General features: G+C 63.8%; 23 protein-coding genes. 11 read left to right on the top strand and 12 right to left on the bottom strand.

Annotation, left to right across the window (positions count from 1 at the left end):
• Positions 1–15 precede the first annotated feature (15 nt).
• The 5 genes from C8N32_RS02810 (at position 16) to lpdA (ending at position 7,778) form a co-directional block, all read left to right on the top strand.
• Positions 16–3,240, top strand: a complete 3,225-nt coding sequence (locus tag C8N32_RS02810; protein WP_211309702.1) for a YhdP family protein — start codon at positions 16–18, stop codon at positions 3,238–3,240.
• A complete protein-coding gene (gene queA, locus C8N32_RS02805) occupies positions 3,237–4,286 on the top strand; it encodes a tRNA preQ1(34) S-adenosylmethionine ribosyltransferase-isomerase QueA (protein WP_107890942.1) in 1,050 nt (349 codons plus the stop codon). Before C8N32_RS02810 ends, queA begins: the two co-directional genes overlap by 4 nt.
• Before the next feature lie 40 nt (positions 4,287–4,326).
• A complete protein-coding gene (locus C8N32_RS02800) occupies positions 4,327–5,583 on the top strand; it encodes an MFS transporter (RefSeq protein WP_107891014.1) in 1,257 nt (418 codons plus the stop codon).
• Between the two features lie 89 nt (positions 5,584–5,672).
• A complete protein-coding gene (locus C8N32_RS02795; protein ID WP_107891013.1) occupies positions 5,673–6,251 on the top strand; it encodes a DUF924 family protein in 579 nt (192 codons plus the stop codon).
• A gap of 132 nt (positions 6,252–6,383) precedes the next feature.
• Positions 6,384–7,778 carry a dihydrolipoyl dehydrogenase gene (gene lpdA / locus C8N32_RS02790; RefSeq protein ID WP_107890941.1) on the top strand — a complete coding sequence of 465 codons (1,395 nt, stop codon included), beginning with the start codon at positions 6,384–6,386 and terminating at the stop codon, positions 7,776–7,778.
• Between the two features lie 9 nt (positions 7,779–7,787).
• Here lpdA and C8N32_RS02785 read toward each other — a convergent pair whose 3' ends face one another.
• The gene (locus C8N32_RS02785) at positions 7,788–8,150 is read right to left on the bottom strand and encodes a rhodanese-like domain-containing protein (protein ID WP_107890940.1); all 363 of its coding nucleotides are present in this window, start codon (positions 8,148–8,150) and stop codon (positions 7,788–7,790) included.
• Positions 8,151–8,402: 252 nt separating this feature from the next.
• Positions 8,403–8,846, bottom strand: a complete 444-nt coding sequence (locus C8N32_RS02780; protein ID WP_107890939.1) for a GFA family protein — start codon at positions 8,844–8,846, stop codon at positions 8,403–8,405.
• A 347-nt stretch (positions 8,847–9,193) separates the two neighbouring features.
• Between C8N32_RS02780 and uvrA the strand changes: the two genes are divergently transcribed.
• Positions 9,194–12,052 carry an excinuclease ABC subunit UvrA gene (uvrA, locus tag C8N32_RS02775; protein WP_107890938.1) on the top strand — a complete coding sequence of 953 codons (2,859 nt, stop codon included), beginning with the start codon at positions 9,194–9,196 and terminating at the stop codon, positions 12,050–12,052.
• Between the two features lie 27 nt (positions 12,053–12,079).
• Here the strand turns inward: uvrA and C8N32_RS02770 are convergent, their stop codons facing one another.
• The 7 genes from C8N32_RS02770 to C8N32_RS02740 all read right to left on the bottom strand — a co-directional run bounded on the left by C8N32_RS02770 (position 12,080) and on the right by C8N32_RS02740 (position 19,297).
• Complete coding sequence (locus C8N32_RS02770) at positions 12,080–12,274, bottom strand: YgaP family membrane protein (protein WP_107890937.1); 195 nt, start codon at positions 12,272–12,274, stop codon at positions 12,080–12,082.
• Between the two features lie 83 nt (positions 12,275–12,357).
• On the bottom strand, positions 12,358–13,017 hold the full coding sequence (locus C8N32_RS02765; protein WP_107890936.1) for a Crp/Fnr family transcriptional regulator: 660 nt from the start codon (positions 13,015–13,017) through the stop codon (positions 12,358–12,360).
• Between the two features lie 435 nt (positions 13,018–13,452).
• Positions 13,453–14,325, bottom strand: a complete 873-nt coding sequence (gene mmsB / locus C8N32_RS02760) for a 3-hydroxyisobutyrate dehydrogenase (protein ID WP_107890935.1) — start codon at positions 14,323–14,325, stop codon at positions 13,453–13,455.
• Positions 14,322–15,368, bottom strand: coding sequence for an enoyl-CoA hydratase/isomerase family protein (locus tag C8N32_RS02755; protein ID WP_107890934.1), 1,047 nt, complete (start codon positions 15,366–15,368; stop codon positions 14,322–14,324). Before C8N32_RS02755 ends, mmsB begins: the two co-directional genes overlap by 4 nt.
• Complete coding sequence (locus C8N32_RS02750; RefSeq protein WP_107890933.1) at positions 15,365–16,510, bottom strand: acyl-CoA dehydrogenase family protein; 1,146 nt, start codon at positions 16,508–16,510, stop codon at positions 15,365–15,367. Before C8N32_RS02750 ends, C8N32_RS02755 begins: the two co-directional genes overlap by 4 nt.
• Before the next feature lie 31 nt (positions 16,511–16,541).
• The gene (locus C8N32_RS02745) at positions 16,542–17,672 is read right to left on the bottom strand and encodes a carboxylate-amine ligase (protein WP_107890932.1); all 1,131 of its coding nucleotides are present in this window, start codon (positions 17,670–17,672) and stop codon (positions 16,542–16,544) included.
• A 125-nt stretch (positions 17,673–17,797) separates the two neighbouring features.
• Positions 17,798–19,297, bottom strand: a complete 1,500-nt coding sequence (locus C8N32_RS02740) for a CoA-acylating methylmalonate-semialdehyde dehydrogenase (protein WP_107890931.1) — start codon at positions 19,295–19,297, stop codon at positions 17,798–17,800.
• A gap of 106 nt (positions 19,298–19,403) precedes the next feature.
• On the opposite strand from C8N32_RS02740, the gene C8N32_RS02735 reads away from it, so the two are divergent.
• The 3 genes from C8N32_RS02735 (at position 19,404) to coaD (ending at position 21,359) form a co-directional block, all read left to right on the top strand.
• A complete protein-coding gene (locus C8N32_RS02735) occupies positions 19,404–20,294 on the top strand; it encodes a LysR family transcriptional regulator (protein ID WP_107890930.1) in 891 nt (296 codons plus the stop codon).
• Between the two features lie 56 nt (positions 20,295–20,350).
• On the top strand, positions 20,351–20,785 hold the full coding sequence (locus tag C8N32_RS02730; RefSeq protein ID WP_107890929.1) for a CBS domain-containing protein: 435 nt from the start codon (positions 20,351–20,353) through the stop codon (positions 20,783–20,785).
• Positions 20,786–20,867: 82 nt separating this feature from the next.
• Complete coding sequence (coaD, locus tag C8N32_RS02725; protein ID WP_107890928.1) at positions 20,868–21,359, top strand: pantetheine-phosphate adenylyltransferase; 492 nt, start codon at positions 20,868–20,870, stop codon at positions 21,357–21,359.
• Positions 21,360–21,381: 22 nt separating this feature from the next.
• On the opposite strand, the gene C8N32_RS02720 is transcribed toward coaD, so the two are convergent.
• Genes C8N32_RS02720 through C8N32_RS02710 form a run of 3 tightly spaced genes read right to left on the bottom strand, consistent with a single transcriptional unit; the run spans position 21,382 to position 24,755 of the window.
• Positions 21,382–22,566, bottom strand: coding sequence for a vWA domain-containing protein (locus C8N32_RS02720; RefSeq protein ID WP_107890927.1), 1,185 nt, complete (start codon positions 22,564–22,566; stop codon positions 21,382–21,384).
• Between the two features lies 1 nt (position 22,567).
• The gene (locus C8N32_RS02715; protein ID WP_107890926.1) at positions 22,568–23,899 is read right to left on the bottom strand and encodes a DUF2927 domain-containing protein; all 1,332 of its coding nucleotides are present in this window, start codon (positions 23,897–23,899) and stop codon (positions 22,568–22,570) included.
• A 19-nt stretch (positions 23,900–23,918) separates the two neighbouring features.
• Positions 23,919–24,755: an AAA family ATPase gene (locus tag C8N32_RS02710; protein ID WP_107891012.1), complete on the bottom strand. Its 837-nt coding sequence runs from the start codon at positions 24,753–24,755 to the stop codon at positions 23,919–23,921.
• Positions 24,756–24,929: 174 nt separating this feature from the next.
• On the opposite strand from C8N32_RS02710, the gene dksA reads away from it, so the two are divergent.
• Positions 24,930–25,352: an RNA polymerase-binding protein DksA gene (gene dksA / locus C8N32_RS02705; protein ID WP_107890925.1), complete on the top strand. Its 423-nt coding sequence runs from the start codon at positions 24,930–24,932 to the stop codon at positions 25,350–25,352.
• 42 nt (positions 25,353–25,394) lie between these two features.
• Positions 25,395–26,570, top strand: a complete 1,176-nt coding sequence (locus C8N32_RS02700; RefSeq protein ID WP_107890924.1) for an FAD-dependent monooxygenase — start codon at positions 25,395–25,397, stop codon at positions 26,568–26,570.

The following is a 26,570-nucleotide window of genomic DNA, read 5'->3' as shown; positions in this document are numbered from 1 at the left end:
CGAAAACCAGATTTTGTGCCACCGCCGGGACGGTTTGGCCTGTGGATGCTGCTGAGCCTTGCGATGCTGGCCGGCGTTGCGGGGCTGGTCGGGCTGGGCCTGACCGGGCGTGTCGTGAGCCTGCCCGGTGCGGTGGTTGCACAGGTGGAATCGCGGCTGAACGCAGGGCTGCGCCCGGTTTCGCTTCGTCTGGGGGAAGTGGACCTTTACGTTTCGCGCACGCTTCAGCCGCGGGCGTGGCTGCGCGACGTGCAGGTGCGCGACGGGGTCGGGCGTATTGTGGCCCGCCTGCCGGAACTCAGTGTGCGGCTTTCGCCGGCGGCGCTTCTGACGGGCCGTGTCCGGCCCAGCGAAGTGGCCCTGCGCGGTGCGGATATCAACCTGCGCCGTGCCCCGGATGGCAGTTTTGACCTCGCGCTGGGGACGGTTGGCGCGCCCGTTTCGGCCGCGCCCAACCTTAACGGCATGCTGGATCAGATTGATGGCGCTTTCGAACATCCCTTTCTCGCCCGGCTGGACCGGCTCAGCATCGAGAAACTGCACATCGGCTACGAAGATGCCCGTGCCGGGCGTGCCTGGCAGGTTCAGGACGGCCTGCTGGCCCTGGAAGCCGGGCAGACGGTATCGCTTCAGGTGTTTTTCTCGCTTCTGGGTGAAGCCGGGACTCCCGCCGAATTCGCTTTTACCTTTTCCACGGGCCGGGGCTCGCCCGCTTCGCGGATGGCGGCGAGTTTTTCCAATGTGCCGGCGGCGGACATTGCCACCCAGTCCCCCGCGCTTGCGTATCTGGCAGTGCTGGAGGCCCCGATCTCCGGCGCCCTGCGTACCAGGGTGGACACGGAGGGCGCGCTTGGCCCGCTGAGTGCTGCGTTGGAGATCGGGGCCGGGGCGCTGAAGCCGGCGGAAGGGATCCCGCCCATCGGGTTCAATTCCGCGCGCGCGTATTTTTCCTATACGCCGGAGAATGGCCGTATCGGGTTTGACCGCATCTCCGTGGACAGTGAGGCCCTGCGGCTGTCGGCAGGGGGCAAGGCCTATGTTCCCGAAACCGCGGGCGGGTGGCCTTCGGCGCTGGTGGCGCAGTTGCGGTTCGACGCTGTCGATATCAGCCCCGGAAAGTGGTTCGATGCGCCGGTGCACCTTTCGGGTGGAGCCCTGGACATGAAGCTGGACCTTGATCCGTTCAGCGTAACGGTCGGGCAGGCCGTGCTGGAGGACGGAGGCCAGAACTACCATGCGCGGGGCCGCATCGGTGCCAGCGAGACAGGATGGTCTTTTGGCGCGGACATTGGGCTGGATCGGATTCGCGCGGCACGTCTGCTGGAACTGTGGCCGGTGTCTGCTGCGCCCGGGCTGCGGGGGTGGCTGGCGAGAAACATTCTTGCCGGAGAGGCCTTCGACGTGAAGGCCGCGTTGCGTCATGACCCCGGTCAGCCCTGGCGGGTGTCTCTCAGCCACGAGGTTCGCGGCGGGCGCGTGCGCTTCCTGCCCGAAATGCCACCGATCGAGGATGGCCATGGCTATGGGTCCATCAGTGAGCGCGGCTACACCATCGTGATGGACCGGGGTCATGTGACGGCTGCCGACGGCAGCAAGGTAAACCTGGCAGGGTCCGTTTTCCGGGTGCCGGATGTTTTGCAACGGCCCGCCAGGGCCGAGATGGGCCTGCGCGCCGAAGGGACCATTCCGGCAGTCCTGTCGGTGCTGGATAACCCGCCCCTGTCCCTGATGGCCAGGTCCGGCCGCTCCCCCGATCTGGCCAGTGGGCGGGCCGAGGCCCGCGCGCGCATTTTCCTGCCTTTGATGAGGGGGCTTTCCCCGGCGAAGATATCCTATGATGTCAGTGGAACGCTGCGAGGGGTGCGGTCCGATGTGCTGATCGCAGGCCGAAGCCTGACCGCCAGCGCCCTGAACCTTCAGGCGCAAAACGGTGAGATACAGATTTCCGGTGCGCCGCAGCTCGATGGCGTTCCCCTTCGCGTTCGCTGGCGTCAGCAGACTGGCCCGGACGCCCCCCCGGCCACCGTTACCGGGCAGATCGAATTGTCGCCGCGGTTTGCACAGGCCTTCGGGATCAATCTTGGCAGGGGGGCGGTTTCCGGGGCAGGGTGGGGCAGCATCGATGTGACCTTGCCCAAGAACGGTGTGCCGTCCTTTTCCTTGCGTTCCGATCTCAGGGGGGTCGGGCTGCGCCTTGCGGGGCTGGGGTGGTCGAAAGCGCCGGATCGTGCCGCGGATATGCGGGTTTCCGGGCGGCTGGGGGATGTGCCTGTGATCGACCGGCTGAGCCTCGACGCGCCGGGGCTCAAGGCCGAGGGGCGGGTTGACCTGGCGCGGGGCGGCGGCCTGTCGCGGGCCAGCTTCTCACGGGTGCGGCTGGGGGCATGGCTGGACGCTTCCGCGCAGGTTCGTCCGGGGCCGGGCGCGCCCGAAATCGCATTGACCGGCGGAACGCTGGACATCCGACATCTGCCCAAGCGGGGCAGTGGCGGCGGCGGGAAGGGGGGCCCTGTCTCGGTCCGGCTGGACCGGATCATCGTCCGTGAGGGGCTGGCCCTGACCGGGGTCAGCGGGCAGCTTCAAGGGGGGGCGCTGCGCGGGCGTCTCTCGGGCCGGGTGAACGGCAAGGCGCCGCTGACGGTAACGCTTGCGCCGGCGGCAAACGGAACCGGAGTGCGCCTGCGGTCAGAGGATGCGGGCGCGGTGTTGCAGGCCGCAGGTCTTTTCGCCCGTGCACGTGGCGGGCAGATGGAGATTGCGCTTACCCCCACACCCCGTACGGGGAGCTACGATGGCCGGCTGCGCATCACCGACACGCAGGTGCGCGGGACATCGCTTCTTGCGGAGCTTCTGTCAGCCATCAGTGTCGTGGGGCTGATCGACCTGCTCAATGGCGATGGCTTGTCCTTTTCGCAGGTCGACGCCGATTTCCGCTTGACGCCCAAGGCGTTGCAGGTCAGTCAGGGCAGCGCCGTGGGGCCTTCGATGGGGTTGTCCGTGGCGGGCGTTTACGATTTTTCGCGGCGCAAGCTGGACATGCAGGGCGTGGTTTCCCCGATTTATCTGGTCAATTCCATCGGTTCGGTCCTGACCCGCCGGGGCGAGGGACTGTTCGGCATCAATTACCGCCTGTCGGGGAATCCCTCGCGCCCGCAGGTGCAGATAAACCCGTTGTCAATCCTGACCCCCGGAATGTTCAGGGATCTGTTTCGACGCCCTCCGCCGGAGTTGCCGGAATGAAGCTGTCCGATTTCGATTTCGCCTTGCCGGAAGATCTGATCGCCACCCGTCCCGCACGCCCGCGCAGTTCGGCGCGGCTTTTGCTGGCCCGGGGGGAGGAGATCGCGGATCGCCATGTCGGGGATCTTGTGACGATCCTGCGCCCCGGCGACCGGCTGGTGCTGAACGACACGCGCGTCCTACCTGCGCGGCTGACCGGCACGCGCCGTCGCAAGACTGCGCAAGGCATGGTCGAGGCACGGGTGGAGGTGACGCTGATGCACCCCACGCCCCAGGGGGGCTGGCGCGCGATGGCCAAGCCGCTGCGCAAGCTGCGCGCCGGAGAGGAGATCGTGTTCTCAGAGACGTTGCAGGCGGAGGTCATCGGAAAGAGCGACGAAAACGTCACATTGGCCTTCGGCTTGTCGGGTGCGGAATTCGACGCGGCGCTCGCGCAGGCGGGGGCAATGCCGCTGCCACCCTATATTGCCGCGCGGCGCCCCGCGGACGAGCAGGACCGGGTGGATTACCAGACGGTCTGGGCCGCGCGCCCCGGCGCGGTGGCCGCGCCGACGGCGTCGCTGCATTTCGATACGCCGCTGCTGAAGGCCCTGGCCGCGAGAGGTGTGCAGTTCAGCCATGTCACGCTGCATGTCGGGGCAGGGACGTTCCTGCCGGTGAAGGTCGATGATGTCAGCCAGCACAAGATGCACGCCGAATGGGGGGAGGTCGGCGCCCAGGCGGCGGCAGAGATCAATGCGACCCGTGCGGGCGGCGGGCGGGTCATCCCGGTGGGCACCACTGCGCTTCGGCTGATCGAAAGTGCCGCCGCCCCCGACGGGACGCTGCCGCCCTGGCGGGGCGAGACCGACATTTTCATCACACCCGGTTATCACTTCCGGGTGACCGACGGGCTGATGACGAATTTTCACTTGCCGCGCTCCACCCTCATGATGCTGGTGTCGGCGTTGATGGGGCAGGGCCGAATCCGTCGGATCTATGCCCATGCGATTGACCAGCGGTATCGGTTTTTCTCGTACGGGGATGCGTCTTTGCTGATCCCCTGAGGGCTGCTTTGTGCGGCGGTTTGAAGAAGGATGGTTGGACGTGTTTCAGGTTTTGGCCAGCTCCTGGGCGCTGTTGCTGGGGATTTTGCTGTTGATGGTGGGCAACGGCATTCAGGGGACCCTTCTTGGGATTCGCGGGGGTATCGAAGGATTTTCCACCTTCGAGATGTCAATCGTCATGTCGGCCTATTTCGTCGGGTTCCTCGGGGGGTCCAGGCTGGCGCCGGAAATGATCCGCAGGGTTGGGCATATCCGGGTATTCGCGGCGCTGGCTTCGCTGATTTCGGCGATTCTGATCCTTTATCCGACCTGGGCGAATCCGGTGAGCTGGGCGATCGGGCGGGTGTTGATCGGGTTCTGTTTTTCGGGCGTGTACGTAACTGCCGAAAGCTGGCTGAACAACTCCGCCAGCAACGAAAACCGGGGTCAGGCGCTGTCGCTTTACATGGTTACGCAGATGGCGGGAATCGTGGCCGCGCAGGGGCTGTTGCTGACGGCAGACCCGGCGGGGTTTTTGCTGTTCATCATTCCTTCGGTCCTGGTGTCGGTCTCATTCGCGCCGATCCTGCTGTCGGTCAGTCCGACGCCGGCTTATGAAACCGCCAAGCCGATGAAACTGGCAGAGCTGATCCGCATCTCGCCCACGGGCTGCGTTGGGATGTTCCTGATGGGGGGGGTGTTCTCGTCGCTGTTTGGGATGGCGTCGGTTTATGGAACCCAGGCGGGGTTGAGCGTGGCCCAGATTTCAGGCTTCATCGCGGCGATCTATCTTGGCGGGCTGTGTCTGCAATTTCCCATTGGCTGGATTTCCGACCGGATGGACCGGCGGACGCTGATCCTTGCGCTCGCAGCGACCGGGGGAGGGGCGGCCATCGCGGCGATGGCTGTCGGGGAAACCTTTGCGGCACTTCTGGTCGCGGCCTTCCTCATCGGGGGTATGTCGAACCCGCTTTATGCGTTGTTGATCGCGTATACGAATGACTACCTGGACCTCGACGACATGCCGGCAGCTTCGGGGGGGCTGATTTTCATCAACGGGGTCGGGGCAATTCTGGGGCCGCTGGTGACCGGCTGGGCGATGGGCATGATCGGGCCGCAGGGGTTCTTTTCACTGATTGCGGTTCTGATGCTGACGCTGGCGATCTATGCCGCCTACCGGATGACCCAGCGTGCCGCCGTACCGGTGACCGAAACCGCAAGCTACACGCCGATCACGCCGACAGCATCCCCGGTTGCCGTCGATGTGGCGCAGGAGATTGCCATCGAGGCCGCCGAGGCCGAGGCCGGTGCGACATGAATTCGTCACAATCGTCGTGAACCGCTTGCATGCATTGGCTGAATCTGGAACCATTCCGCCATGGACACGTCGCGCAGCAGGAGGCACCAATGTCGCGCCAAGACGAGATCATCGGGTTCTGGCTGAATGAGGTCGGCCCGCAGGGATGGTACAAGGTCGACCCTGCTGTCGACGCCGCCGTCCGGGACCGCTTTCAACCCGATTGGGAACTGGCCCATTCCGGCGACCTGTCCGACTGGGCGACCAACCCCAAGGGCACTTTCGCCTTCCTGATCCTGACGGATCAGTTCCCGCGCAACATGTTCCGCGACGAATACCGCGCCTTTGCCACCGATGCGCTGGCGCGGGCGGTTTCCAAGCGTGCGATCGAGCGCCATTTCGACATGCGCTACCCGGAGCCGGAGCGCCAGTTCTTCTACATGCCGCTGATGCATTCGGAATGTCTCATGGATCAGGATCGCTGCGTGCGCCTGATGCTGACGCGCATGCCAGAAACCGGTGCGGAGAACCTGCTCCATGCCAAGGCTCACCGGGAGGTGATCCGCCAGTTCGGGCGCTTCCCTTCGCGCAACACGGCGCTGGCGCGCGGATCGTCAGCCAACGAGAAAGCGTTTCTGGCCGATGGCGGCTACGGGAAATGTCTGGAACGGTTGCGCGCCACGGCCTGAGCCGGGCACCGGCGGAACGTTCCGGGGGAAGGCGGCTTCGGCCGCCTTTTTCAGGCCCGTTCCGCGCGCGCGATTGAACGGACCTGAAAAATGGTTTAACGTTGAACAAATTTTTCCCAGGGGGAGGCCGCAATGACGGGCAAAAGCTTCGACATGATCGTGATCGGCGCCGGGCCGGGGGGCTATGTGGCGGCTATCCGGGGCGCCCAGCTCGGGTTGAAGGTTGCGGTCGTGGAACGGGAGCATCTTGGCGGTATTTGCCTCAACTGGGGTTGCATTCCCACCAAGGCGCTGCTGCGCTCGGCCGAGGTGTTCCACCTGATGCACCGGGCCGGGGAATTCGGGCTGAAGGCGCAGGGCCTGGGCTTTGACCTCAAAGCGGTGGTGGCGCGCTCCCGTGCGGTTGCAAAGCAGTTGAACGGGGGTGTCGGGCATCTTCTGAAAAAGAACAAGGTCGCCGTGGTCATGGGGCAGGCGACGCTGCCTGCCAGGGGCAGGGTGGCCGTGACGACCGACAGCGGCACCGAAGAACTGACCGCGAAGTCCATCGTTCTGGCCACTGGTGCGCGGGCACGGGAATTGCCGGGGCTGGAACCCGACGGCGACCGCGTCTGGGCCTACAAGCACGCTTTGGTGCCCCCGCGCATGCCTGAGAGGCTGCTGGTGATCGGCTCGGGCGCGATCGGGATCGAGTTTGCCAGTTTCTACAACACGCTGGGGGCCGGAACGACCGTTGTCGAGGTCATGGATCGTGTGCTGCCGGTGGAAGATGCCGAGATTTCAGCTTTTGCGAAGAAACAGTTCGAAAAACAGGGCATGACCATTCTCGAAAAGGCGACCGTCAAGAAACTGGACCGTGGCAAAACCGGCGTGACAGCCCATATCGAGCGGGGCGGAAAGCTTGAGACGCAGGATTTCGACACGGTGATCTCCGCCGTTGGCATTGTCGGCAATGTCGAGGGGCTGGGGCTGGAGGCGCTGGGTGTGCGGATCGACCGGACCCATGTCGTGACGGATGCCTACTGTCGTACCGGGGTTGAGGGCCTTTACGCGATCGGGGATGTGGCGGGGGCGCCGTGGCTGGCGCACAAGGCCAGCCACGAGGGCGTGATGGTGGCTGAACTGGTTGCCGGGCAGCAGCCGCATCCGGTCAAGCCCGAAAGTATTGCGGGCTGTACCTATTGCCAGCCGCAGGTGGCCAGCGTCGGGCTGACCGAAGCGCAGGCGAAGGAAAAGGGCCATTCCGTCAAGGTGGGCCGTTTTCCCTTTATGGGCAACGGAAAGGCGATCGCGCTGGGTGAGCCTGAGGGCCTTGTCAAAACGGTCTTCGATGCCAGGACGGGCGAACTTCTTGGCGCGCATATGGTCGGGGCCGAGGTGACGGAGCTGATCCAAGGCTATGTTGTCGGTCGCCAGCTGGAGACAACCGAGCAGGACCTCATGCACACCGTGTTCCCCCATCCGACGCTCAGCGAGATGATGCACGAATCAGTTCTGGACGCCTGGGGGCGTGCCATCCATTTCTGAAGACGGGCGTTAGCGTTCTATCGGACCCTTGGCGTTGATCCAGTGGCGCAGGGCGTTCAGGTCATAGACCTCGAACCCCATCTTCAGCAGCGTTCGTGCGGCGAATGTCGATTTTTGTCCGCCATCGCCGTAAACCACCACGGGGCGGTCCTTGCGCAGTTCGGGCGAATAGTAGGGGCTGTTCGGGTTCAGGACGTGGCGCACGAAATCCACCGGCACGTTGACGGCCCCCCTGGCCTTGCCGGTTTCGCGCAGGGTTTCCGCCTTGCGGATATCCAGCAGCACGACCTCCCCGGTTTCGGCGCGGCGGATGGCGTCTTCTGCGCTGATACCCGGCACGGTCGGGAAAAGGCGGTTCAACAGGTCAATCATCGGTCATCCTTTCGCCTGTGGGCCGTTGGCCCCGATGCGGGGACTTTACCCGCCTCGTGCGGGATTGAAACCCGCTCCATGGCCGCAGGCCTTCGCCGAGTGTTGTCCTGAGGGGCGATACGGGTGCGCTGGTGGTGTAGCCCTTCATCGTCAGTAAAATCAGTACGCAGAACCCGTAGTGGCGTTTTCGGTTTGGGTGCCGGGCCCCGGTTTCGGGAAAATCTGTCGGCTGCGTGGTGTTCCGGCCGTGCTTCAGGATTTCTGGAAGGAGATAACAGCCGCATTCCATGCGTCGTTCCCGGCAACGGTGTTTTCATCCGGTTCAGGCAACTTTCCGATATGGTCGGTAAAGCTGCAAGCATACCTGTGGTTGATCTGCAATGTTGGCGGTGCGCGTTCGGGGTTGTCGAGAGTGCCGGTCGCGATTTCGACCTCATCGTCGTCGAAGTTCTCCAAGCTCAGCGGTGTACCGCATTTTCCGCAAAAGCCGCGTTGGCTGACGTTGGAACTCTTGAACAAACGGCGGTTTCCCCGCGTCCACTGCAAGCCTTTGACTATGACCAAAGGCGCATAGAACGCACCGAAGGCACGCTGGCACATCCGGCAGTGGCACACAGAAGAACGCCCGAGAGACGCGACGCGATAGCGTACCGCACCACACTGGCATCCGCCTGTTATATCGACGTTCCTTGTCATGTTCCTCAGGTTGACCCAATCGCGGCGCCGCGTCCAGAGCAGCGATGGGAATCGCGTAGCGATATCGCCGGCGGGAATGCGCCGGACAGGTGAGACAATGTCGAATAGAAGCCGGTTGCGTGCCCGCCGCCTCCCCTCATGGGGTCCGTCATTGATGTACGTCCCGACTGGCCCCAAGGATGATGGCGGTCATCCGCCCTGCCGGGGATCGCCCCCAATACCGGGTCCGCTCCTCGACACCTCCGGTAAGGTTTGCCGGAGCGCCCCCGTTTGTTCTCCCTCCGTTCGCATTTTTCCGTTGGAGACTCACCCCCCGAGGGGTATGTGTAGCACAAACGGGAGAACACATGGTGGATCTGAAGCGGATCGAAGTACGCGGCGCGCGCGAACACAATCTCAGGAACGTGGATGTGGATATTCCGCGCGATGCACTGGTGGTGATCACGGGGCTGTCGGGCTCTGGTAAGTCGTCTCTTGCCTTCGATACCATTTATGCCGAAGGTCAGCGCCGCTATGTCGAAAGCCTTTCGGCCTATGCGCGTCAGTTCCTGGACATGATGGAAAAGCCGGACGTGGACCACATTGCCGGGCTTTCGCCGGCAATTTCCATCGAACAGAAGACGACCTCCAAGAACCCGCGTTCCACGGTGGGGACGGTGACGGAGATCTATGACTACCTGCGCCTTCTCTTTGCCCGTGCGGGCACGCCCTATTCGCCGGCAACCGGCCTGCCGATCGAGGCCCAGCAGGTGCAGGATATGGTGGACCGCGTCATGACGATGGCGGAGGGTACCCGTGCCTATCTGCTGGCCCCCATTGTGCGTGACCGCAAGGGGGAGTATCGCAAGGAGTTCCTGGACCTGCGCAAGCAGGGCTTTCAGCGCGTCAAGGTGGACGGGACATTCCATGACCTTGATGAGCCGCCGGCGCTGGACAAGAAGTTTCGCCATGACATCGATGTCGTGGTGGACCGGCTGGTGGTGAAACCCGGTCTGGAAACCCGCTTGGCGGACAGCTTTCGAACCGCGCTGGATCTGGCCGACGGCATTGCTATTCTGGAAACCGCCCCGCGTGAGGGGGAGGCGGAGCGCATCACCTTCAGTGAGAATTTCGCCTGCCCGGTTTCCGGTTTCACGATCCCGGAAATCGAGCCGCGCCTCTTTTCCTTCAACGCCCCCTTCGGGGCCTGCCCGGAGTGCGACGGGTTGGGGGTAGAACTGTTCTTCGACGAACGCCTCGTAGTGCCCGACGCGGCGCTGACGGTCTATGACGGGGCTATCGCGCCATGGCGGAAGGGAAAATCCCCCTATTTCCGCCAGACGATCGAGGCTATCGCCGCCCATTATGAATTCGACAAGGCGACGCCGTGGAAAGATCTGCCCGCCCATGTTAAACAGGTCTTCCTCCGTGGTTCCGGTGAGGACGAGATCCTGTTTCGTTATGATGAGGGCGGGCGGGTTTATCAGGTAACGCGCCCGTTCGAGGGGGTCATTCCCAACATGGAACGTCGCTATCGGGAGACCGAATCAAACTGGATTCGCGAGGAATTTGAGCGTTACCAGAACAACCGTCCGTGCCAGACCTGCGGTGGCCACCGCTTGCGGGACGAAGCTCTGGCAGTGAAGGTCGCGGGGCTGCATATCGGCGAGGTGGTGCATATGTCGATCCGTGAGGCATACGCCTGGATCGACACTGTGCCCGAACAGTTGAGTTCCCAGAAGAATGAGATCGCCCGCGCGATTCTGAAGGAAATCCGGGAGCGTCTGGGTTTTCTCAACAACGTGGGGCTGGAATACCTGACGCTGTCCCGCAATGCCGGCACGCTTTCGGGCGGAGAAAGTCAGCGCATCCGCCTGGCCAGCCAGATCGGATCGGGTCTGACAGGGGTCCTTTACGTACTGGACGAGCCGTCTATCGGTCTCCACCAGCGAGACAATGGCCGCCTGCTGACGACACTCAAGAACCTGCGCGATCAGGGCAACACCGTGATCGTGGTGGAGCATGATGAGGAAGCCATCCGCGAAGCGGACCATGTTCTGGATATCGGGCCCGGTGCCGGGGTGCATGGCGGCCGTATCGTAGCGCAGGGCACGCCGGAGGCCATCTCCGCCGATCCGGCGTCTCTGACCGGGCAATATCTGTCCGGCACTCGCGAAATCGCCATTCCGGCGGAACGCCGTGCGGGGAATGGCAAGGCACTGACGGTGGTTCGGGCGACCGGCAACAACCTGCGCGGGGTCAGCGTGGCTTTCCCGCTGGGGAAATTCGTCTGTGTTACAGGTGTGTCCGGCGGGGGTAAATCCACCCTGACCATCGAGACGCTGTTCAAGACGGCGTCGATGCGGTTGAACGGTGCGCGCCAGACACCCGCGCCTTGCGAAACCATCAGGGGGCTGGAGCATCTGGACAAGGTGATCGATATCGACCAGCGTCCGATCGGGCGCACGCCACGTTCCAACCCTGCGACCTACACCGGCGCCTTCACGCCGATCCGCGAATGGTTCGCCGGTTTGCCAGAGGCCAGGGCCCGCGGTTACAAGCCGGGGCGGTTTTCCTTCAACGTCAAGGGCGGACGCTGCGAGGCCTGTCAGGGAGATGGGCTCATCAAGATCGAGATGCATTTTTTACCCGACGTGTACGTGACCTGCGAAACCTGTAAGGGCGCGCGTTACAATCGCGAAACGCTGGAGGTGAAGTTCAAGGGCAAGTCCATTGCCGATGTTCTGGACATGACGGTCGAAGACGCGCAGGATTTTTTCAAGGCGGTTCCGTCGATCCGCGAAAAGATGGATGCGCTGATGCGCGTGGGGTTGGGCTATATCAAGGTTGGGCAGCAGGCTACGACCCTGTCCGGGGGGGAGGCCCAGCGGGTGAAACTCTCCAAGGAGCTTTCAAAACGCGCCACGGGCCGCACGCTTTACATCCTGGACGAACCCACGACCGGCCTGCATTTCGAGGATGTCAGAAAACTGCTCGAAGTTTTGCATGAACTGGTGGCGCAAGGCAATTCCGTGGTGGTGATCGAGCACAACCTGGATGTCATCAAGACCGCCGACCACATTATCGACATCGGCCCGGAAGGGGGCGATGGCGGCGGGCGGGTGGTGGCCGAGGGGACGCCCGAAGATATTGCCGAAGCCGGGGGCAGCCACACCGGGAGATATCTCAAGGAGATTCTCTCTGCCCGGCGGGTCGCGGCGGAATGAGGGGCGGTCAGGCCGCCCCGTCCGCTGTCATTGCTTCGGGCAGGTGTTCATCCCGATGAGGTTGTAAAGCGGGCAGGTCTGCATCAGCCCGGTGGCCAGTGGCACGATGCCCAGCAACCACAGCCAGCTTGCATCTTCGATCAGGACATAGGCGGCGATCATGACGACGCCCAACGCGATGCGGGCAATGCGGTCCAGACCGCCGACGTTTTTGGTGAACATGGGATATCTCCGTTTGGTGAGGGGGCGACTCGGCCCGGTCGCGCCCATTTTGCACCAGGCCCGCCCCCCGGTCTGTGACTTCGTCACACAACCCTGGCATTGGCGGCCAGAAGGGCGAGTTTGTCGGGGTCTTCCACGGTTACAGCTCCACGATCCAGGCGCACCATTCCGGCTTTGGCCAGCGCGTCCAGCCGACGGGAGACCACCTCCCGCGCGGTTCCGATCCGGGTGGCGATTTCCTGGTGGGTGGCACGGACGGTCGTGCCCTCGGCATGGGAGAGCAGGTCGGCGGCAAGGCGGCTTTCGACCTTCTGAAATGCCACCCGCTCCAGAAGTGCCATGATCGCCTGTATCCGTACCGCGAAGGCCCCGAACACAAAGCGCCGGAAGACCGGTGATCTGTCCATCAAGGACAAAAACAGCCCGCGTGGGATAAGTACGGCCCGACAGTCGGTGGCTGTGACGGCCTCGCCGGTGTAGTCCTCTCCGCCCAGCAGGCCGAGTGTGGATTGCACACAGGATTCCCCCGGTTCTATGGCGTAAAGCAGAATTTCCCGCCCGTTGGGGCCGGTCAGGAACACCTCCACCCGGCCGGACAGCACGATGGTGAAGCCGCGCGCGGCTTCGCCGGGGCAAAACAGCACCTTTCCCTTTGGGAGGTTCATCACAGGCAGGGCTCCAAGCTGCGCGGCGATGCCGGCTTCCAGCCCCTCCAGGCCTTCGGCCTGGTCCATCCATGTCATTGCTCGGCCCTCCAAGGGATAATCGCTCGGTCCTTCATACGCCCCCGCGCATCTGTCCGGTAGCCGGTTCCGGGGGCAGAACCCGGAGCGGTGGAATTTGAGGCCACAGGCCGGTGGTGGTCGCAAGGTGCCCAGCCGGGGCGGGGCATATCAAGCGTATGTGTGGCATCCCCACCGGAATGGAGCGGTGTTCGATGGCAGCCTGGCCGTGCATGTCCCGCCATGCACGGCCTGCGGCCATGGCGCAAATGCGCCGCGTTTCGGTTCCGCCGCCCTTTGCGGTGCACCTATGCGTATCGGTTCGCGGCGTTGCCGACCAGACGCATCAGCGTCCGCAGTGAGGTCGGGGCGGTATGCCTAGGCACAGAGGGCGTGCCGGTTTGCGGCAAGGCGGCCGCCCTGCGCATCGGGGGCGAGCGCCGAGGGGGAGGGGCTTCAGCCCCGTCCCCGTTTTTCAAAACGCGGCAACAAGGCGGAAAAATCCTGGCCTGTCCCGTCTTCCTGTTCCACGAAGGCCGTATAAAGGGCGGTCGCGCGTTCTCCCATAGGTGTATCGGCGTCCACCGTCTGCGCCGCCTGTTGCGACAGGCGCAGATCCTTGAGCATCAGCTCAGCGGCGAAGCCGGGCCTGTAGCCGTTATCCGCGGGGCTTTGCGGCCCGATGCCGGGAGCGGGGCAATAGGCGTTCATGCTCCAGCTGTAGCCCGAAGAGGTCGACACCACATCGAACATCTTTTGCCGGTCCAGCCCCAGCTTGTCGGCCAGCGCGAAAGCCTCGCAGGTGGCGGCCATGGTGACGCCGAGGATCATGTTGTTGCAGATCTTTGCCGCCTGTCCGCTGCCGACGGGGCCGCAATGCACGGCTTTCTGGCCCATGACATCGAACAGGGGCCGGACGATGGCGAAGGCGTCGTTGCTGCCGCCGGCCATGAAAGTCAGGGTGCCCGCGGCGGCCCCGCCGATACCGCCCGATACCGGGGCGTCGATGGCCATGATGCCTTTTGCGGCGGCTTGTTCGGCCACGTCGCGGGCGCTTTCCACGTCTATTGTGGAGCAATCCAGCAAAACCGCACCCTTGTCCATCGCCGGAAGGATATCGGCGGCGACGGCCCGCAGAATCCGCCCGTTGGGCAGCATGGTCAGGACGACATCGCGCCCCCCCGCAGCATCCTGCGCGGATGCGGCGCTTGCCACGCCCTCGGGGCAGGGGGCGGCAAGGTCAAACCCCGTGACCTCGTGCCCGGCCCTGGCAAGGTTGGCCGCCATCGGCGCGCCCATATTACCCAACCCGATGAATCCGATCTTCATGCCAGTTCCTCCTCCAGTTTCAGGGCATGGTCCCCCAGCGGCATCAGCATCCGGGCCACATCCGCCGTGGGCACCGCGGTCAGGGACGGATGCTGCCAGCGGGGGGATTTGTCCTTGTCGATGATTGCGGCACGGATGCCTTCCAGAAAGTCGGAATGTTCCGGCGCGCGATGGGTGAAGCGATATTCCATTTCCAGCGCCCGGCGGATGCCTTGCACGCCGTCCAGACGGTGCTGGATTTCGATGGTGCAGGCCAGAGACAGCGGGCTGCCTGTCGCAAGGCGGCGGAGCGCATCGGTGGCAAAGTCCGATCCGTCCGCCTTCAGCGCGTTGACGATATCCACCAGCCCGTCACCGGCGAAAAGAGCATCGACCTGTGCTTGCAGCGCGGGCAGGTCCCCCTCGGGCGGGGGTTCGGCGGCAGCATCGATGGCGGTCCAGTTGCCGGTCTCTGTCAGCTCTGCGGTCAGGGCGAGCCATTTGGCCTGAGGGATGAAATAGTCCGCGAACCCGGCATGGATGGCATCGCCCGGTCCCATGCGGCGCCCCGTGGTGCCAAGGTATTCGCCCAGCCGTCCCGGTGCCCGCGCAAGAATCAGGGAGCCGCCTACATCCGGCACCAGCCCGATGGCACATTCCGGCATGGCAACCTGAGAAGTTTCCCCCACCACCCGGTGCGATCCGTGGCACCCCACGCCGACGCCACCCCCCATGACGAACCCCTGCATCAGGCTGGCCACGGGCTTGGGAAATTCGAACAGCCTTGCGTTCATGCGGTATTCGTCACGCCAGAACTTCTGGCCATAGGCGAAATCGCCCCTTGTGCCGGTTTCGTACATTTGCGCGATGTCGCCACCGGCGCAAAAGGCGCGCCCCCCCTCTGCGTCGATCAGGACCATGCGCACCGCCTCATCCCCGGCCCATGCCTTCAGCGCCGCCTCGATTTCCAGGCACATCTCGTAGCTGAGCGCGTTCAGCGCCTTGGGGCGGGTCAGGGTGATGCGCCCGATGCGGCCTTCCCTGCGAATGGCGATATCGCTCATGCACGGTGCTCCAGCAGGGCACGGGCGACGATGAGGCGCATGATCTCGTTGGTACCCTCAAGGATCTGGTGCACGCGCAGGTCCCGGACGAGTTTTTCGATGCCATAATCCGCGAGATACCCGTAGCCACCATGCAGTTGCAGGCACTGGTCGGCCACGCGGCTGCCGGCCTCGGTGACGAACTTTTTCGCCATGGCACAGAATTTTGAGGCATCCGACGCCCCCTGGTCCAGTTTCCAGGCCGCCTGGCGCAGGAAAGTGCGGGCGGCCTGAAGTTCGATCTCCAGCTCTGCCAGCCGGAATTGCAGGGCCTGGAACTGATCGAGTGTCTTGCCGAAAGCCTTGCGCTCCCCCATGTAGGCGAGCGTCGTGTCCAGGGCCGCCTGTGCGCCGCCAAGGCTGCAAGCGGCGATGTTCAGCCGCCCGCCATCAAGCCCCATCATCGCGTAGCGAAACCCCTTGCCTTCCTCCCCCAGAAGGTTTGTGGCGGGGATTTCACAGTCGTCGAACTGAACCTGACGGGTGGGCTGGCTGCGCCACCCCATTTTCGCCTCCAGCCCGCCAAAGGACAATCCCGGCGTGCCATCCTCCACCACCATGGCGGAGATGCCGCGTGGACCGTCCGCGCCGGTGCGGGCCATCACGATATAGGCGTCCGAATACCCGCCCCCGGAGATGAAGGCCTTCGTTCCGGTCAGGCAGTAGCCACGATCCGTCGCCTCGGCGCGGGTTTTCAAAGCCGCCGCGTCCGAGCCGGAACCCGGTTCCGTCAGGCAGTAGGAAAAGACCTTTTCCATCGTCAGTGCCGGTGCGAGATAGCGGGCCCTCAACTCGTCGGTGCCAAAGCTGTCCAGCATCTTGGCGCACATGTTGTGGATCGACAGGAATGCCGCGACCGAGGGACAGGCCTGGCTGAGGGCCTCGAACACCAGCGTCGCGTCAAGGCGCGTCAGCCCGGAGCCGCCCGACTCCTCGCGCACGTAAAGCCCGGCAAAGCCCAGTTCCGCCAGTTTGGGCCAGATCTCACGGGGGATCGTGCCGGCCTGTTCCCATGCCTGTGCGTGGGGGGCGATCTGCTCCTGCCCGAAGGCATGGGCCATGTCGTAAATCGCCGTCTGTTCTTCGGTCAGTGCAAAATCCATATCGTCTCCTTCCCGGCGCCCGGATACGGGCCTACAAATCGGTTTGATAATCCTCGATCAGCGTATCGATGACCTCTCGCATGGCGCTGTCGTGGTCTTTGCCGGCTTCGGTTGCCCGGGCCAGGACCGCGCGCTGACGATCGGCGGCGGTCCCCCCGGCCACCATCCGGCGCGTGGCCTCGATTTCGGCCAGGCAGGACAGCGCGGCGCCGTCCTCCTCCAGCATCCCCAGAAGCTCTTCCATCAGGTCGGCAAAGGGCACAAGCTGTTTGCGGCCGAAATCTATCAGCGGCTCGGAGGTCCCGTAACGCTGGGCCCGCCAGCGGTTTTCCGAGATCAGGAACCGGTCGTAGATACGCCATCGCTGGTTCAGGCGGCTCAGCCGCCATAGCATCCGTGTCAGGCACTGGGTCAGGGCGGCGATCGTCAGGGTGTGTTCCAGCCGGGGAGAGACATCGCAGATTCTCGCCTCCAGCGTGGGAAAGCGGGCGGAGGGGCGCAGATCCCACCAGATCTTGCTGGCATCCTCGATCACCCCGAGTCCGGTCAGAACATCCACGGATTTCTGGAAATCGGTCCAGCTTTCCAGGCGGGGTGGCAACCCGGTGCGGGGCAGGTTGTCGAACACCGTCAGCCGGTAGGATGCCAGCCCCGTATCCTGGCCCATCCAGAAGGGCGATGAGGCCGAGAGCGCCAGGAGATGGGGCAGAAAATAGGTCAACTGCGACATCAGGTCGATGCGCTGGTCCCTGTTCTCGATGCCCACATGTACATGCATCCCGCAGATCAGAAGCCGCCGGGCCACTCCGGCCAGCGCCTTTTCGAGATCGTTGTAACGGTCCTTGTCGGTGTGGCTTTGCTGTTTCCAGTCCGCCAGCGGATGGCAGGAGACCGCAATCGGGGCCAGCCCGTGTTCCGCGGCCAGCCGTGCCACCGTGCGCCGCAGGCGGCGCAGGTCCTCGCGCACCTCGGGGATCGTGGTGCAGGGCTTGGTGCCTACCTCGATCTGGCATTGCAGGAACTCCGGGCTGACCTGCTTGCCCAGTTCGGCCATGCAGGCCTTCATCAGGGCATTGGGCGCCTGCGCCAGCGCGCGTGTTTCGCGGTCGACCAGAAGATATTCTTCTTCCACCCCAAGGGTGAAGCCGGGCTCTTTCGTCATTGCTTTCCCTCCCGTTGGCCGGAACAGCAAAGCAGAGCGGTCGGAACGCGGCAAGAGCGGGCAACCCGGTCAACAGGATACCTCATGGCGAAAAACGGGAAAGGGCGCCCCGAAGGGCGCCGGGATCAGTCCATTTGCTTGAAGTGGAACTCGCCGCCTTCCTTCAGGCCGGAGGGCCAGCGCGACGTGACGGTTTTGGTGCGGGTGTAAAAACGGAAGGCGTCCGGGCCGTGCTGGTTCAGGTCGCCAAAGCCGGATTTTTTCCATCCGCCGAACGTGTGGTAGGCCAGCGGCACCGGGATCGGCACATTGATACCCACCATGCCCACGTTGATGCGGTTGGCAAAGTCACGGGCGGTGTCGCCATCGCGGGTGAAGATGGCGGTGCCGTTGCCGTACTGATGGTCCATCGCGTGACCGATGGCCTCTTCATAGGTGCCGGCACGTACCTGAGACAGTACAGGACCGAAGATTTCCTGCTTGTATATCTCCATGTGCGGTGTGACACGGTCGAACAGAGACGGGCCGATGAAATAGCCGTTTTCGTACCCCTGAAGGCTGAAGCCGCGCCCGTCCACGACCAGCTCCGCACCTTCCTTCACACCCTGATCGATCAGGCCGAGGATGCGCGCCTTGGCGTCGGCGGTGACGACGGGGCCATAATCCACATCGTTGCCGGCGGTGTAGGGCCCGACCTTGAGCTTTTCAATCCGGGGAATGAGCTTTTCGATCAGCGCGTCGGCGGTTTCCTCGCCCACCGGTACGGCGACGGAGATCGCCATGCAGCGTTCTCCGGCTGCGCCATAGCCCGCCCCTATCAGTGCATCGGCTGCCTGGTCCATGTCGGCGTCAGGCATGACGATCATGTGGTTTTTCGCGCCGCCGAAGCACTGTACGCGCTTGCCGCCCGCGCAGCCGCGCGCGTAGATGTATTCTGCGATCGGGGTGGAACCGACAAAGCCGACGGCCTGGATTTGCGGGTTGTCGAGAATGGCGTCCACGGCTTCCTTGTCGCCGTTGACGACCTGAAGCAGCCCGTCAGGCAGCCCGGCCTCTTGCAGCAATTCCGCCAGCATCAGTGGAACCGAGGGGTCGCGTTCGGACGGTTTCAGGATGAAGGCGTTGCCACAGGCCAGCGCCGGCGCCATTTTCCACATCGGAATCATGGCAGGGAAGTTGAACGGTGTGATTCCCGCCACGACCCCAAGGGGCTGACGCATCGAGTACATATCGATGCCCGGTCCGGCGCTGTCGGTGAACTCGCCCTTCAACAGGTGGGGGGCGCCGATGCAGAACTCCACCACTTCCAACCCGCGCTGAACATCGCCCTTGGCGTCGGGCAGTGTTTTGCCGTGTTCACGGCTCAACGCCTCCGCCAGCTTGTCCATGTCGCGGTGGATCAAACGAACGAACTCCATCAGCACGCGGGCGCGCTTTTGGGGATTCGTCGCGGCCCAGGCCGGTTGTGCCGCAGCGGCTGCCGCGATCGCGGCATCCAGCTCCTCCCTGCTGGCCAGCGGTACTTTGGCCTGGACCTCGCCCAGCGCGGGGTTGAACACATCGGCGTATCGACCTGACGTGCCTTTGACCGGCTGACCGTTGATGAAGTGGTGCAGTTCCTGCATCGGTTTCTCCCTGGGCTCTCCTCCGGGGGTATATTAGCCTTGCAAAAACCTTGCTAAAAGCGGCAGTTTCTCAAAAATATTTTGCAAAAATGCAAAGGAAGCTTCGATGAACTGGGATGATCTGCGCGTTTTCCTGGCCGTGGCGCGGGCGGAAAGCCTTTCCGGCGCGGCCAAGGCGACACGGCTGGACCCGGCAACGCTGGGCCGCCGCATTGCCCGGCTGGAGGACGCGCTGGGCGTCGGGCTTTTCGCGCGTTCCCCCCGCGGGTACGACCTGACCGAAGAGGGGGAGCGCCTTCTGCCCCGTGCCGAACAGGCCGAGCAGGCCTTGGCGCAAGGCGTGGACGATTTGCGCGGGCAGGCAGGCCAGCTTGCCGGTTCGGTGCGCATCGGGGCGCCGGACGGGGTCGCGAATTTCTTGTTGCCTCAGGTCACAGCGGCAATATCGGATGCCAATCCGGGGCTGGAGATCCAGGTGGTTGCGCTGCCCCGTGTGTTCAACCTCAGTCGGCGCGAGGCCGACATGGCCATCGCCGTCAGCCCGCCCACGGCCGGGCGCCTGACGGTCCAGAAGATCACCGACTATCGCCTGCACCTTGCCGCCACGCGCGAGTACCTTGAGCGGCACGGCCCGATCCGGGGGCTTTCCGACCTGCGCGGTCACCGCATCATTGGCTATATCGCGGACATGATCTTCGACCCGGAGCTGGATTATCTTGCCGAAACCGGGGCCGAGCGAGTCGCCCTGACGTCGAACTCGGTCTCGGTCCAGTTGCATTGGCTGCGGGCAGGGGCCGGGCTGGGAATCGTGCATGATTTTGCCATTCCGACCGCGCCCGGTCTGGTGAAGGTGCTGCCCACGGAGGTCTCTTTGCGCCGCACCTTCTACCTGATCCGCCACGGGGACGATCGCAGGCTTGCGCGGCTCAACCGGTTTGCCGGGTTGCTGACCGAAGGGCTGCGCGCCGAGGTTGCCCGGCTTGAGGCACAGTCTTGACAGAATATCCCCACAAGCGCGACGCTTGTGCATCATGGGAGGAAAGGGAGGGCGCCATGCAAGTATTCCAGATTCTCAAGTCAAAGGCCGATGACAGGGTCATCACTGTCAGCCCCGGAAGTTCCGTTGCCGCGGCGGCCAAGCTGCTGTCCGTGCGGCGGATCGGGTCGGTGGTCGTGTCCCCGGACGGTGCGATGCCGGTCGGTATCGTGTCTGAGCGCGATATCGTGCGCGAACTGGGCAAAAGCGGAGACGCCTGCCTGAAATACAGGGTCGAGGCCGTGATGACCCGTGACGTCATCACCTGCACCAAGGACCAGTCCGCCGAGGAAATCCTTGAAACCATGACCCGTGGGCGGTTCCGCCACATCCCCGTGATGGAGGACGGGCGCATGGTCGGGCTGATTTCCATCGGGGATGTGGTCAAGGCACGCATATCGGAACTGGCGATGGAAAAATCCGCGCTCGAAGGCATGGTGATGGGGAACTGAAGCATGCCCTGTTGAGCACGCCCTCTTGCAAAGCGGGGCGTAATATTGTTGCGTGCCCCAAAAGGTTGAAAAGGGGGCGCGCATGCGCATCGGACTTTATCCCGGCACGTTCGATCCGGTCACGCTGGGGCATCTGGATATCATCACCCGTGCCTGTGCGCTGGTGGACCGGCTGGTGATCGGTGTGGCCATCAACCGGGACAAGGGGCCGCTGTTTTCGCTGGAGGAACGCGTTGCCATGATCGAGGGCGAATGTGAGGCGCTGCGCGAAAAGACCGGAACCGAGATCGTCGTCCACCCGTTCGAAAACCTGTTGATCGACTGCGCCCATGACGTGGGGGCCGGCATGATCGTGCGGGGTCTGCGCGCGGTGGCGGATTTCGAGTACGAGTTCCAGATGGTCGGCATGAACCGGGCGCTCGATTCGAGTGTCGAGACCGTCTTCCTCATGGCGGATGCGCGGCGGCAGGCGATCGCCTCCAAGCTGGTCAAGGAAATCGCGCGGCTGGGGGGCGATGTCTCCAGCTTCGTGTCCGCGGAGGTTAAGGCCGGGCTGATGGCGAAATTCGCCTGAGCCGGGCGCCAACCGGACGGTTTCAGCGCAGCATCAGTCGCATGCCCCGGTCGATTCCTTCCAGGGTCATCGGGACCATGGCATCTTCGAAAATGTCGCGGATCATGGCGATGGACTGGGTGTACTCCCAATACTTTTGCGGGACCGGGTTGATCCAGACGTGGTCAGGCCATTGCGTGCGGGCGCGTTGCAACCAGACCTGGCCGGCCTCGGCGTTCCAGTGCTCATTCGCGCCGCCGGGAAAGGCGATCTCGTAAGGCGACATGCTGGCATCGCCCACGAAGATGCACTTGTAATCGGAGCCATAGGTATGCAGCACGTCCCATGTGGAGGTTTGCGCATCCCACCGGCGGCGGTTGTCGCGCCAGACGCCCTCGTAGAGGCAGTTGTGAAAGTAATAGTGTTCGAGATGCTTGAACTCCGCCCGCGCGGCGGAGAAAAGCTCCTCCACGATCCGGATGTGGTCGTCCATCGACCCGCCGACATCCAGAAACAGAAGAACCTTCACCGCGTTGCGCCGCTCGGGGCGGGTTTTCACATCGAGATACCCGTGATCGGCGGTGGCCCGGATGGTGCCGTCCAGGTCGAGTTCCTGATGCGCGCCGTCGCGCGCCCAACGGCGCAGCCGCTTGAGTGCAACCTTGATGTTGCGTGTGCCCAACTCCACACTGTCGTCGAGGTTGCGGAACTCTCGCTTGTCCCACACCTTCACCGCGCGGCGGTGGCGGCTTTCGTGCTGACCGATGCGCACGCCTTCCGGGTTGTACCCATAGGCCCCGAAAGGGGAGGTGCCCGCCGTGCCGATCCACTTGTTCCCGCCCTGGTGGCGGCCCTGTTGCTCTTGCAGCCTTTGCCGCAGGGTATCCATCAGCTTGTCGAACCCGCCCAGTGCCTCGATCTCGGCGCGCTCTTCCGGGGTCAGGTGCTTTTCGGCCAGCTTGCGCAGCCAGGCTTCGGGGATGTTGACGGCGTTCATCACCGCATCGGCGGGGATTTCGTCCAGCCCCTCGAACGCTGCCGCGAAAGCCCTGTCAAAGCGATCGAGATGACGCTCATCCTTCACCATGGCGGTGCGGGCGAGGTAATAAAACCCCTCGACATCGTAGGTGACCAGCCCTGCCTGCATTCCTTCGAGGAAGGAAAGGTATTCGCGCAGGGAAACGGGCAACCCGGCCTCGCGCAGGGCGGTGAAGAACGGTAGGAACATGTCAGTCTCTCGCCTGTTGCAGAAGGGTTATGAGGGCATCGATTTCCCCGATCCGTGCGTTTGCATCCCGGTCCCCCAGACCATAGCGCGCCCAGCTCAGGGCTTCGGTCCGCGTGGCGGTGGCGGGTTGGCCGGTTCTCTCGAGGGCGGCGGCTTCGATCATCATCAGGGCCGACAACAGCCCGGCGTTCTGGTGGCGCCTGGCCATGGGGATGTTTTCCCGCGTCAGCTTCAGGGCCAGATTCGCCCGGTCGCCGGCCAACGCGACTCCGGCGAGCTGCGCCTCCACATGGGCCGCGTGCAGGCGTGTCGCGGGATCGGAGCGGAAGAGAGCGCCCGCCGCCGCCAGCAGCGACAGCCGGCGGGCGGCCTGTTCTGGCGGTGTCAGATAGGCACGGGCGAACAGGCTGAAAGCCAGCCGGTGGTCCATCAGCCCGGCTTTGCGCGCGATGGACACCGCGCGCGCGGCGGCGTTGCGCCGGGCCGGGGGCCTCGCGCCGGGGCCAAGCGCGGTTTCGATCGCGCTCACCCACGCTTTCGGGGTGGGGGGCAAGGGAGGGGCTTGTACATGCTCGCCCGCGGGGTTCAGCCGGGCGAGAAGGGCGGGCAGGCGGCGGGCGGCCTCTTCGCGAGTCATGCCGTTTTGCAATTCCGGTGCATAGAAAGCCCGCAGGATGAGCATGTCAAAACTGGTCAGGACGGCGTGGATGTTGTCATCGTTGAAAATGCTGTCGGGCAGCCGGTAGAGGTCATTCAGCGGCCCGAGCGCCTGTGCGAGTTCTTCATGCAGGCAGTCGCGCACGTCTTGTGGGCTGACATCCGCAGGCAGGAAAATCGCGGCGGTTTCACGCCGGTTCAGAGTGCTCCAGTCCAGGGCACGGCGGTTTCGGCGGTTTCGGAACTCCGCCCAGCTTTGCACGCGGGGCACCACGAAACAGGCCGCCCCTGGGACGGACCTTTGCAATTCGCGGCGGGTCACAGGCTGGACGGTGATCTGCGCGGGGCCCCCGGCGGGCACGCGGATGACGGAAATACCGGCCTCCCGTTTCAGCCGGCGGATCAGGGCGTCCAGGTCCCTCTCCAGTGTCGGGGGGGCGGGGCCTGTCACGCGGATTGTCACGGGCTGTTCGAAGCGGGTCAGGACCGGAAGTGCCTCCCCCGTCTCAAGGCGAAATGCGAGGTCGAGAAAATCGCGCGCCACCTGTGTGTTCGGGCGTGTGGGCAGGGGGGCCGGGCTGCCGGAGAACTGCCGCATTGGCGGCAGGTCCGGTGCGGGCGGAGGGGGGCGCAGCGGCTCTGTCGCGGTGCAGGCCGCCACGAACAGCAGGGCCATGCCCGCGCCGCGCACCGGATCAGCCGCGCCGGGCCATGAAGGCCAGGCGTTCGAACATCTGTACGTCCTGTTCGTTTTTCAAAAGCGCACCGTGCAGTTTGGGCAGGGCGTCGCGCCCGCCTTTGCGCAGGTCCTCGGCGGTCATGTCCTCGGCCAGAAGAAGCTTGAGCCAGTCCAGCACCTCGGACGTCGAGGGGCGCTTTTTCAGGCCGGCCATTTCGCGAATCTCATAGAACTGTGTCAGTGCCGCGGTCAGCAGGCGGTCCTTGATGCCGGGGAAGTGCACCTCGACGATCTTTTTCATCGTTTCCATGTCCGGGAAGCGGATGTAGTGGAAAAAGCATCGGCGCAGGAATGCATCGGGCAATTCCTTTTCGTTGTTCGAGGTGATGATGACGATGGGGCGGGTGCGCGCACGGATCGTTTCGCCGGTTTCGTAGACGAAGAACTCCATCCGGTCGAGTTCCTGCAACAGGTCGTTGGGAAACTCGATATCCGCCTTGTCGATCTCGTCGATCAGAAGAACGGTTTTTTGCCCGGCCTCGAAAGCTGTCCAGAGCTTGCCCTTGCGAATATAGTTTTTCACGTCATGGACGCGTTCGTCACCCAGCTGGCTGTCGCGCAGGCGGCTGACGGCGTCGTATTCGTAAAGCCCCTGCTGGGCACGGGTGGTGGATTTTATGTGCCATTCCACGATCGGCAGGTTCAGGCTTTGCGCTACCTGCCGGGCGAGTTCGGTCTTGCCGGTGCCGGGTTCGCCCTTGACCAGCAGGGGGCGCTCCAGCGTGACGGCGGCATTGACTGCCACGCTCAGGTCCTGGTCGGCGATGTAGGTTTCTGTTCCGGTGAATTTCATGTCGGGAAAACGTCCTTGCTGCGCGATCATTCGGAGAATAGTGGCAAACCCTTCTGCGGCAAGGGCAACGCCGCGCCACTTCGCCTAGTGACATGACCGCGCAGTTGGGATACATGACCGCGCAGGAGTAACCGGAGTGCTTTTTGCGACATCCGGTCGAGAAAGGGAGTAGGGATGAAACCCGAAGTTTTCTTGCCCGAAGATTATCGGCCCGCAGAAGACGAGCCGTTTATGAATGAGCGGCAACTTGAATATTTCCGCAGAAAACTTAACGCTCAGAAAACCGACATCCTCGACGAGAGCAAGTCGACTCTGGAGGGTTTGCAGGACGGGACCCGCAACATACCCGACATCGCCGACCGCGCCAGCGAAGAAACCGACCGCGCGCTTGAGCTGCGAATTCGCGATCGTCAGCGCAAGTTGATTTCCAAGATAGACGCGGCCCTGTTGCGCATCGAGACCGGTGAGTACGGCTATTGCAAGGATACGGGCGAACCGATTTCGCTCAAGCGGCTGGACGCGCGCCCGACCACGACCCTCAGCCTTGAGGCCCAGGAACGTCACGAACGCCGCGAAAAGGTGCACCGGGACGATTGAGCCAGTGGTCCGGAGCGGGGCCCGTCATACAAGGGGGCAACCTTGCCGCTGACAACACGGAAAATCACGGTTCTCGGGGGCGGGATTGCAGGGTTGACCGTTGCCATGGCCTTGGCCCGGCACGGGGCGGAAGTCCATGTTCTGGAACAATCTCCCGAAATCAGGGAGGTCGGCGCCGGGCTTCAGATTTCCCCTAATGGCACGGCGGTTTTGAAGGAACTCGGGCTGGAGCGTGGGCTGGCCGAGGTCGGCGTGCGCGGTGAGGGTGTGGTGCTGCGCGACTACCGTCGCGGTCGGCAGGTTCTGCGACTGGACCTGACGCGCAAGAAATTCCCCTATTACTTCGTTCACCGTGCGGATCTGATCAACCTTCTGGCACATGCCGCGAGAGAGGCCGGCGTGCAGATTCGTCTCCTGCACGAGATCACCGGGCTGGAACTCGACAGCAGCGGCGTGCGGTTGACCTCTGCACAGGGGGCGACGCTCAATGCGGATCTGCTCATTGGGGCAGACGGGCTGCATTCGGTTGTGCGCAGTGCGCTCAACCGGACGACGCGACCGTTTTTTACCGGGCAGGTTGCATGGCGTGCGGTGGTACCCGCAGACGGTCCGGTGCCCGCAGTGGCGACGAACCACATGGGCCCCGGGCGTCACTTCGTGCATTACCCGTTGCGGCGCGGGGAACTGATCAACATCGTTGCCGTGGAAGAGCGGGGGGCCTGGACGAACGAGGGCTGGAACCGCCGCGATGACCCGGACAACCTGCGTGCCGCTTTTGCGGGTTTTGCGCCCGAGGTCCGGGCGCTTCTGGACAAGGTCGAAGACGTCTATCTTTGGGGGCTTTTCCGGCATTCGGTTGCGGCTTGCTGGCACAAGGGGCCGGCTACCATTCTCGGGGACGCAGCGCATCCGACACTGCCTTTCCTTGCTCAGGGTGCGGTTATGGCGATCGAAGACGCATGGGTGCTGTCACAGGCCTTGGTGAGATACGAAAATGTCGGCGAAGCCCTCAGCCGCTATCAGGCGCTTCGTCGGCCCCGTGCCCTGCGGGTGGTGGACCTTGCCAGCAAGAACGCCCGTGCCTATCATCTGGGTTTGCCGGTCATACGTGACGCGGCCCATATGGGCCTGCGGCTGGCGGGGTTGCTGGGGACGGATTTCCACCTCTCCCGGTTCAACTGGCTCTACGATTACGACATTACCAAACGCCAGGTCTGA

It is taken from the genome of Rhodovulum imhoffii, from assembly GCF_003046545.1.
Classification (GTDB): Bacteria; Pseudomonadota; Alphaproteobacteria; order Rhodobacterales; family Rhodobacteraceae; genus Rhodovulum; species Rhodovulum imhoffii.
The sequence above is the reverse complement of the archived record's forward strand: the minus strand, read 5'-3'. Positions and strand labels throughout refer to the sequence as shown.

Bases quoted from the DNA above. Each gene is read 5' to 3' on its own strand.
- queA (WP_107890942.1), top strand. From the start codon at position 3,237: ATGAAGCTGTCCGATTTCGATTTCGCCTTGCCGGAAGATCTGATCGCC.
- C8N32_RS02795 (WP_107891013.1), top strand. From the start codon at position 5,673: ATGTCGCGCCAAGACGAGATCATCGGGTTCTGGCTGAATGAGGTCGGC.
- lpdA (WP_107890941.1), top strand. From the start codon at position 6,384: ATGACGGGCAAAAGCTTCGACATGATCGTGATCGGCGCCGGGCCGGGG.
- C8N32_RS02785 (WP_107890940.1), bottom strand. From the start codon at position 8,150: ATGATTGACCTGTTGAACCGCCTTTTCCCGACCGTGCCGGGTATCAGC.
- C8N32_RS02780 (WP_107890939.1), bottom strand. From the start codon at position 8,846: ATGACAAGGAACGTCGATATAACAGGCGGATGCCAGTGTGGTGCGGTA.
- uvrA (WP_107890938.1), top strand. From the start codon at position 9,194: ATGGTGGATCTGAAGCGGATCGAAGTACGCGGCGCGCGCGAACACAAT.
- C8N32_RS02770 (WP_107890937.1), bottom strand. From the start codon at position 12,274: ATGTTCACCAAAAACGTCGGCGGTCTGGACCGCATTGCCCGCATCGCG.
- C8N32_RS02765 (WP_107890936.1), bottom strand. From the start codon at position 13,017: ATGACATGGATGGACCAGGCCGAAGGCCTGGAGGGGCTGGAAGCCGGC.
- mmsB (WP_107890935.1), bottom strand. From the start codon at position 14,325: ATGAAGATCGGATTCATCGGGTTGGGTAATATGGGCGCGCCGATGGCG.
- C8N32_RS02755 (WP_107890934.1), bottom strand. From the start codon at position 15,368: ATGAGCGATATCGCCATTCGCAGGGAAGGCCGCATCGGGCGCATCACC.
- C8N32_RS02750 (WP_107890933.1), bottom strand. From the start codon at position 16,510: ATGGATTTTGCACTGACCGAAGAACAGACGGCGATTTACGACATGGCC.
- C8N32_RS02745 (WP_107890932.1), bottom strand. From the start codon at position 17,672: ATGACGAAAGAGCCCGGCTTCACCCTTGGGGTGGAAGAAGAATATCTT.
- C8N32_RS02740 (WP_107890931.1), bottom strand. From the start codon at position 19,297: ATGCAGGAACTGCACCACTTCATCAACGGTCAGCCGGTCAAAGGCACG.
- C8N32_RS02735 (WP_107890930.1), top strand. From the start codon at position 19,404: ATGAACTGGGATGATCTGCGCGTTTTCCTGGCCGTGGCGCGGGCGGAA.
- C8N32_RS02730 (WP_107890929.1), top strand. From the start codon at position 20,351: ATGCAAGTATTCCAGATTCTCAAGTCAAAGGCCGATGACAGGGTCATC.
- coaD (WP_107890928.1), top strand. From the start codon at position 20,868: ATGCGCATCGGACTTTATCCCGGCACGTTCGATCCGGTCACGCTGGGG.
- C8N32_RS02720 (WP_107890927.1), bottom strand. From the start codon at position 22,566: ATGTTCCTACCGTTCTTCACCGCCCTGCGCGAGGCCGGGTTGCCCGTT.
- C8N32_RS02715 (WP_107890926.1), bottom strand. From the start codon at position 23,899: ATGGCCCTGCTGTTCGTGGCGGCCTGCACCGCGACAGAGCCGCTGCGC.
- C8N32_RS02710 (WP_107891012.1), bottom strand. From the start codon at position 24,755: ATGAAATTCACCGGAACAGAAACCTACATCGCCGACCAGGACCTGAGC.
- dksA (WP_107890925.1), top strand. From the start codon at position 24,930: ATGAAACCCGAAGTTTTCTTGCCCGAAGATTATCGGCCCGCAGAAGAC.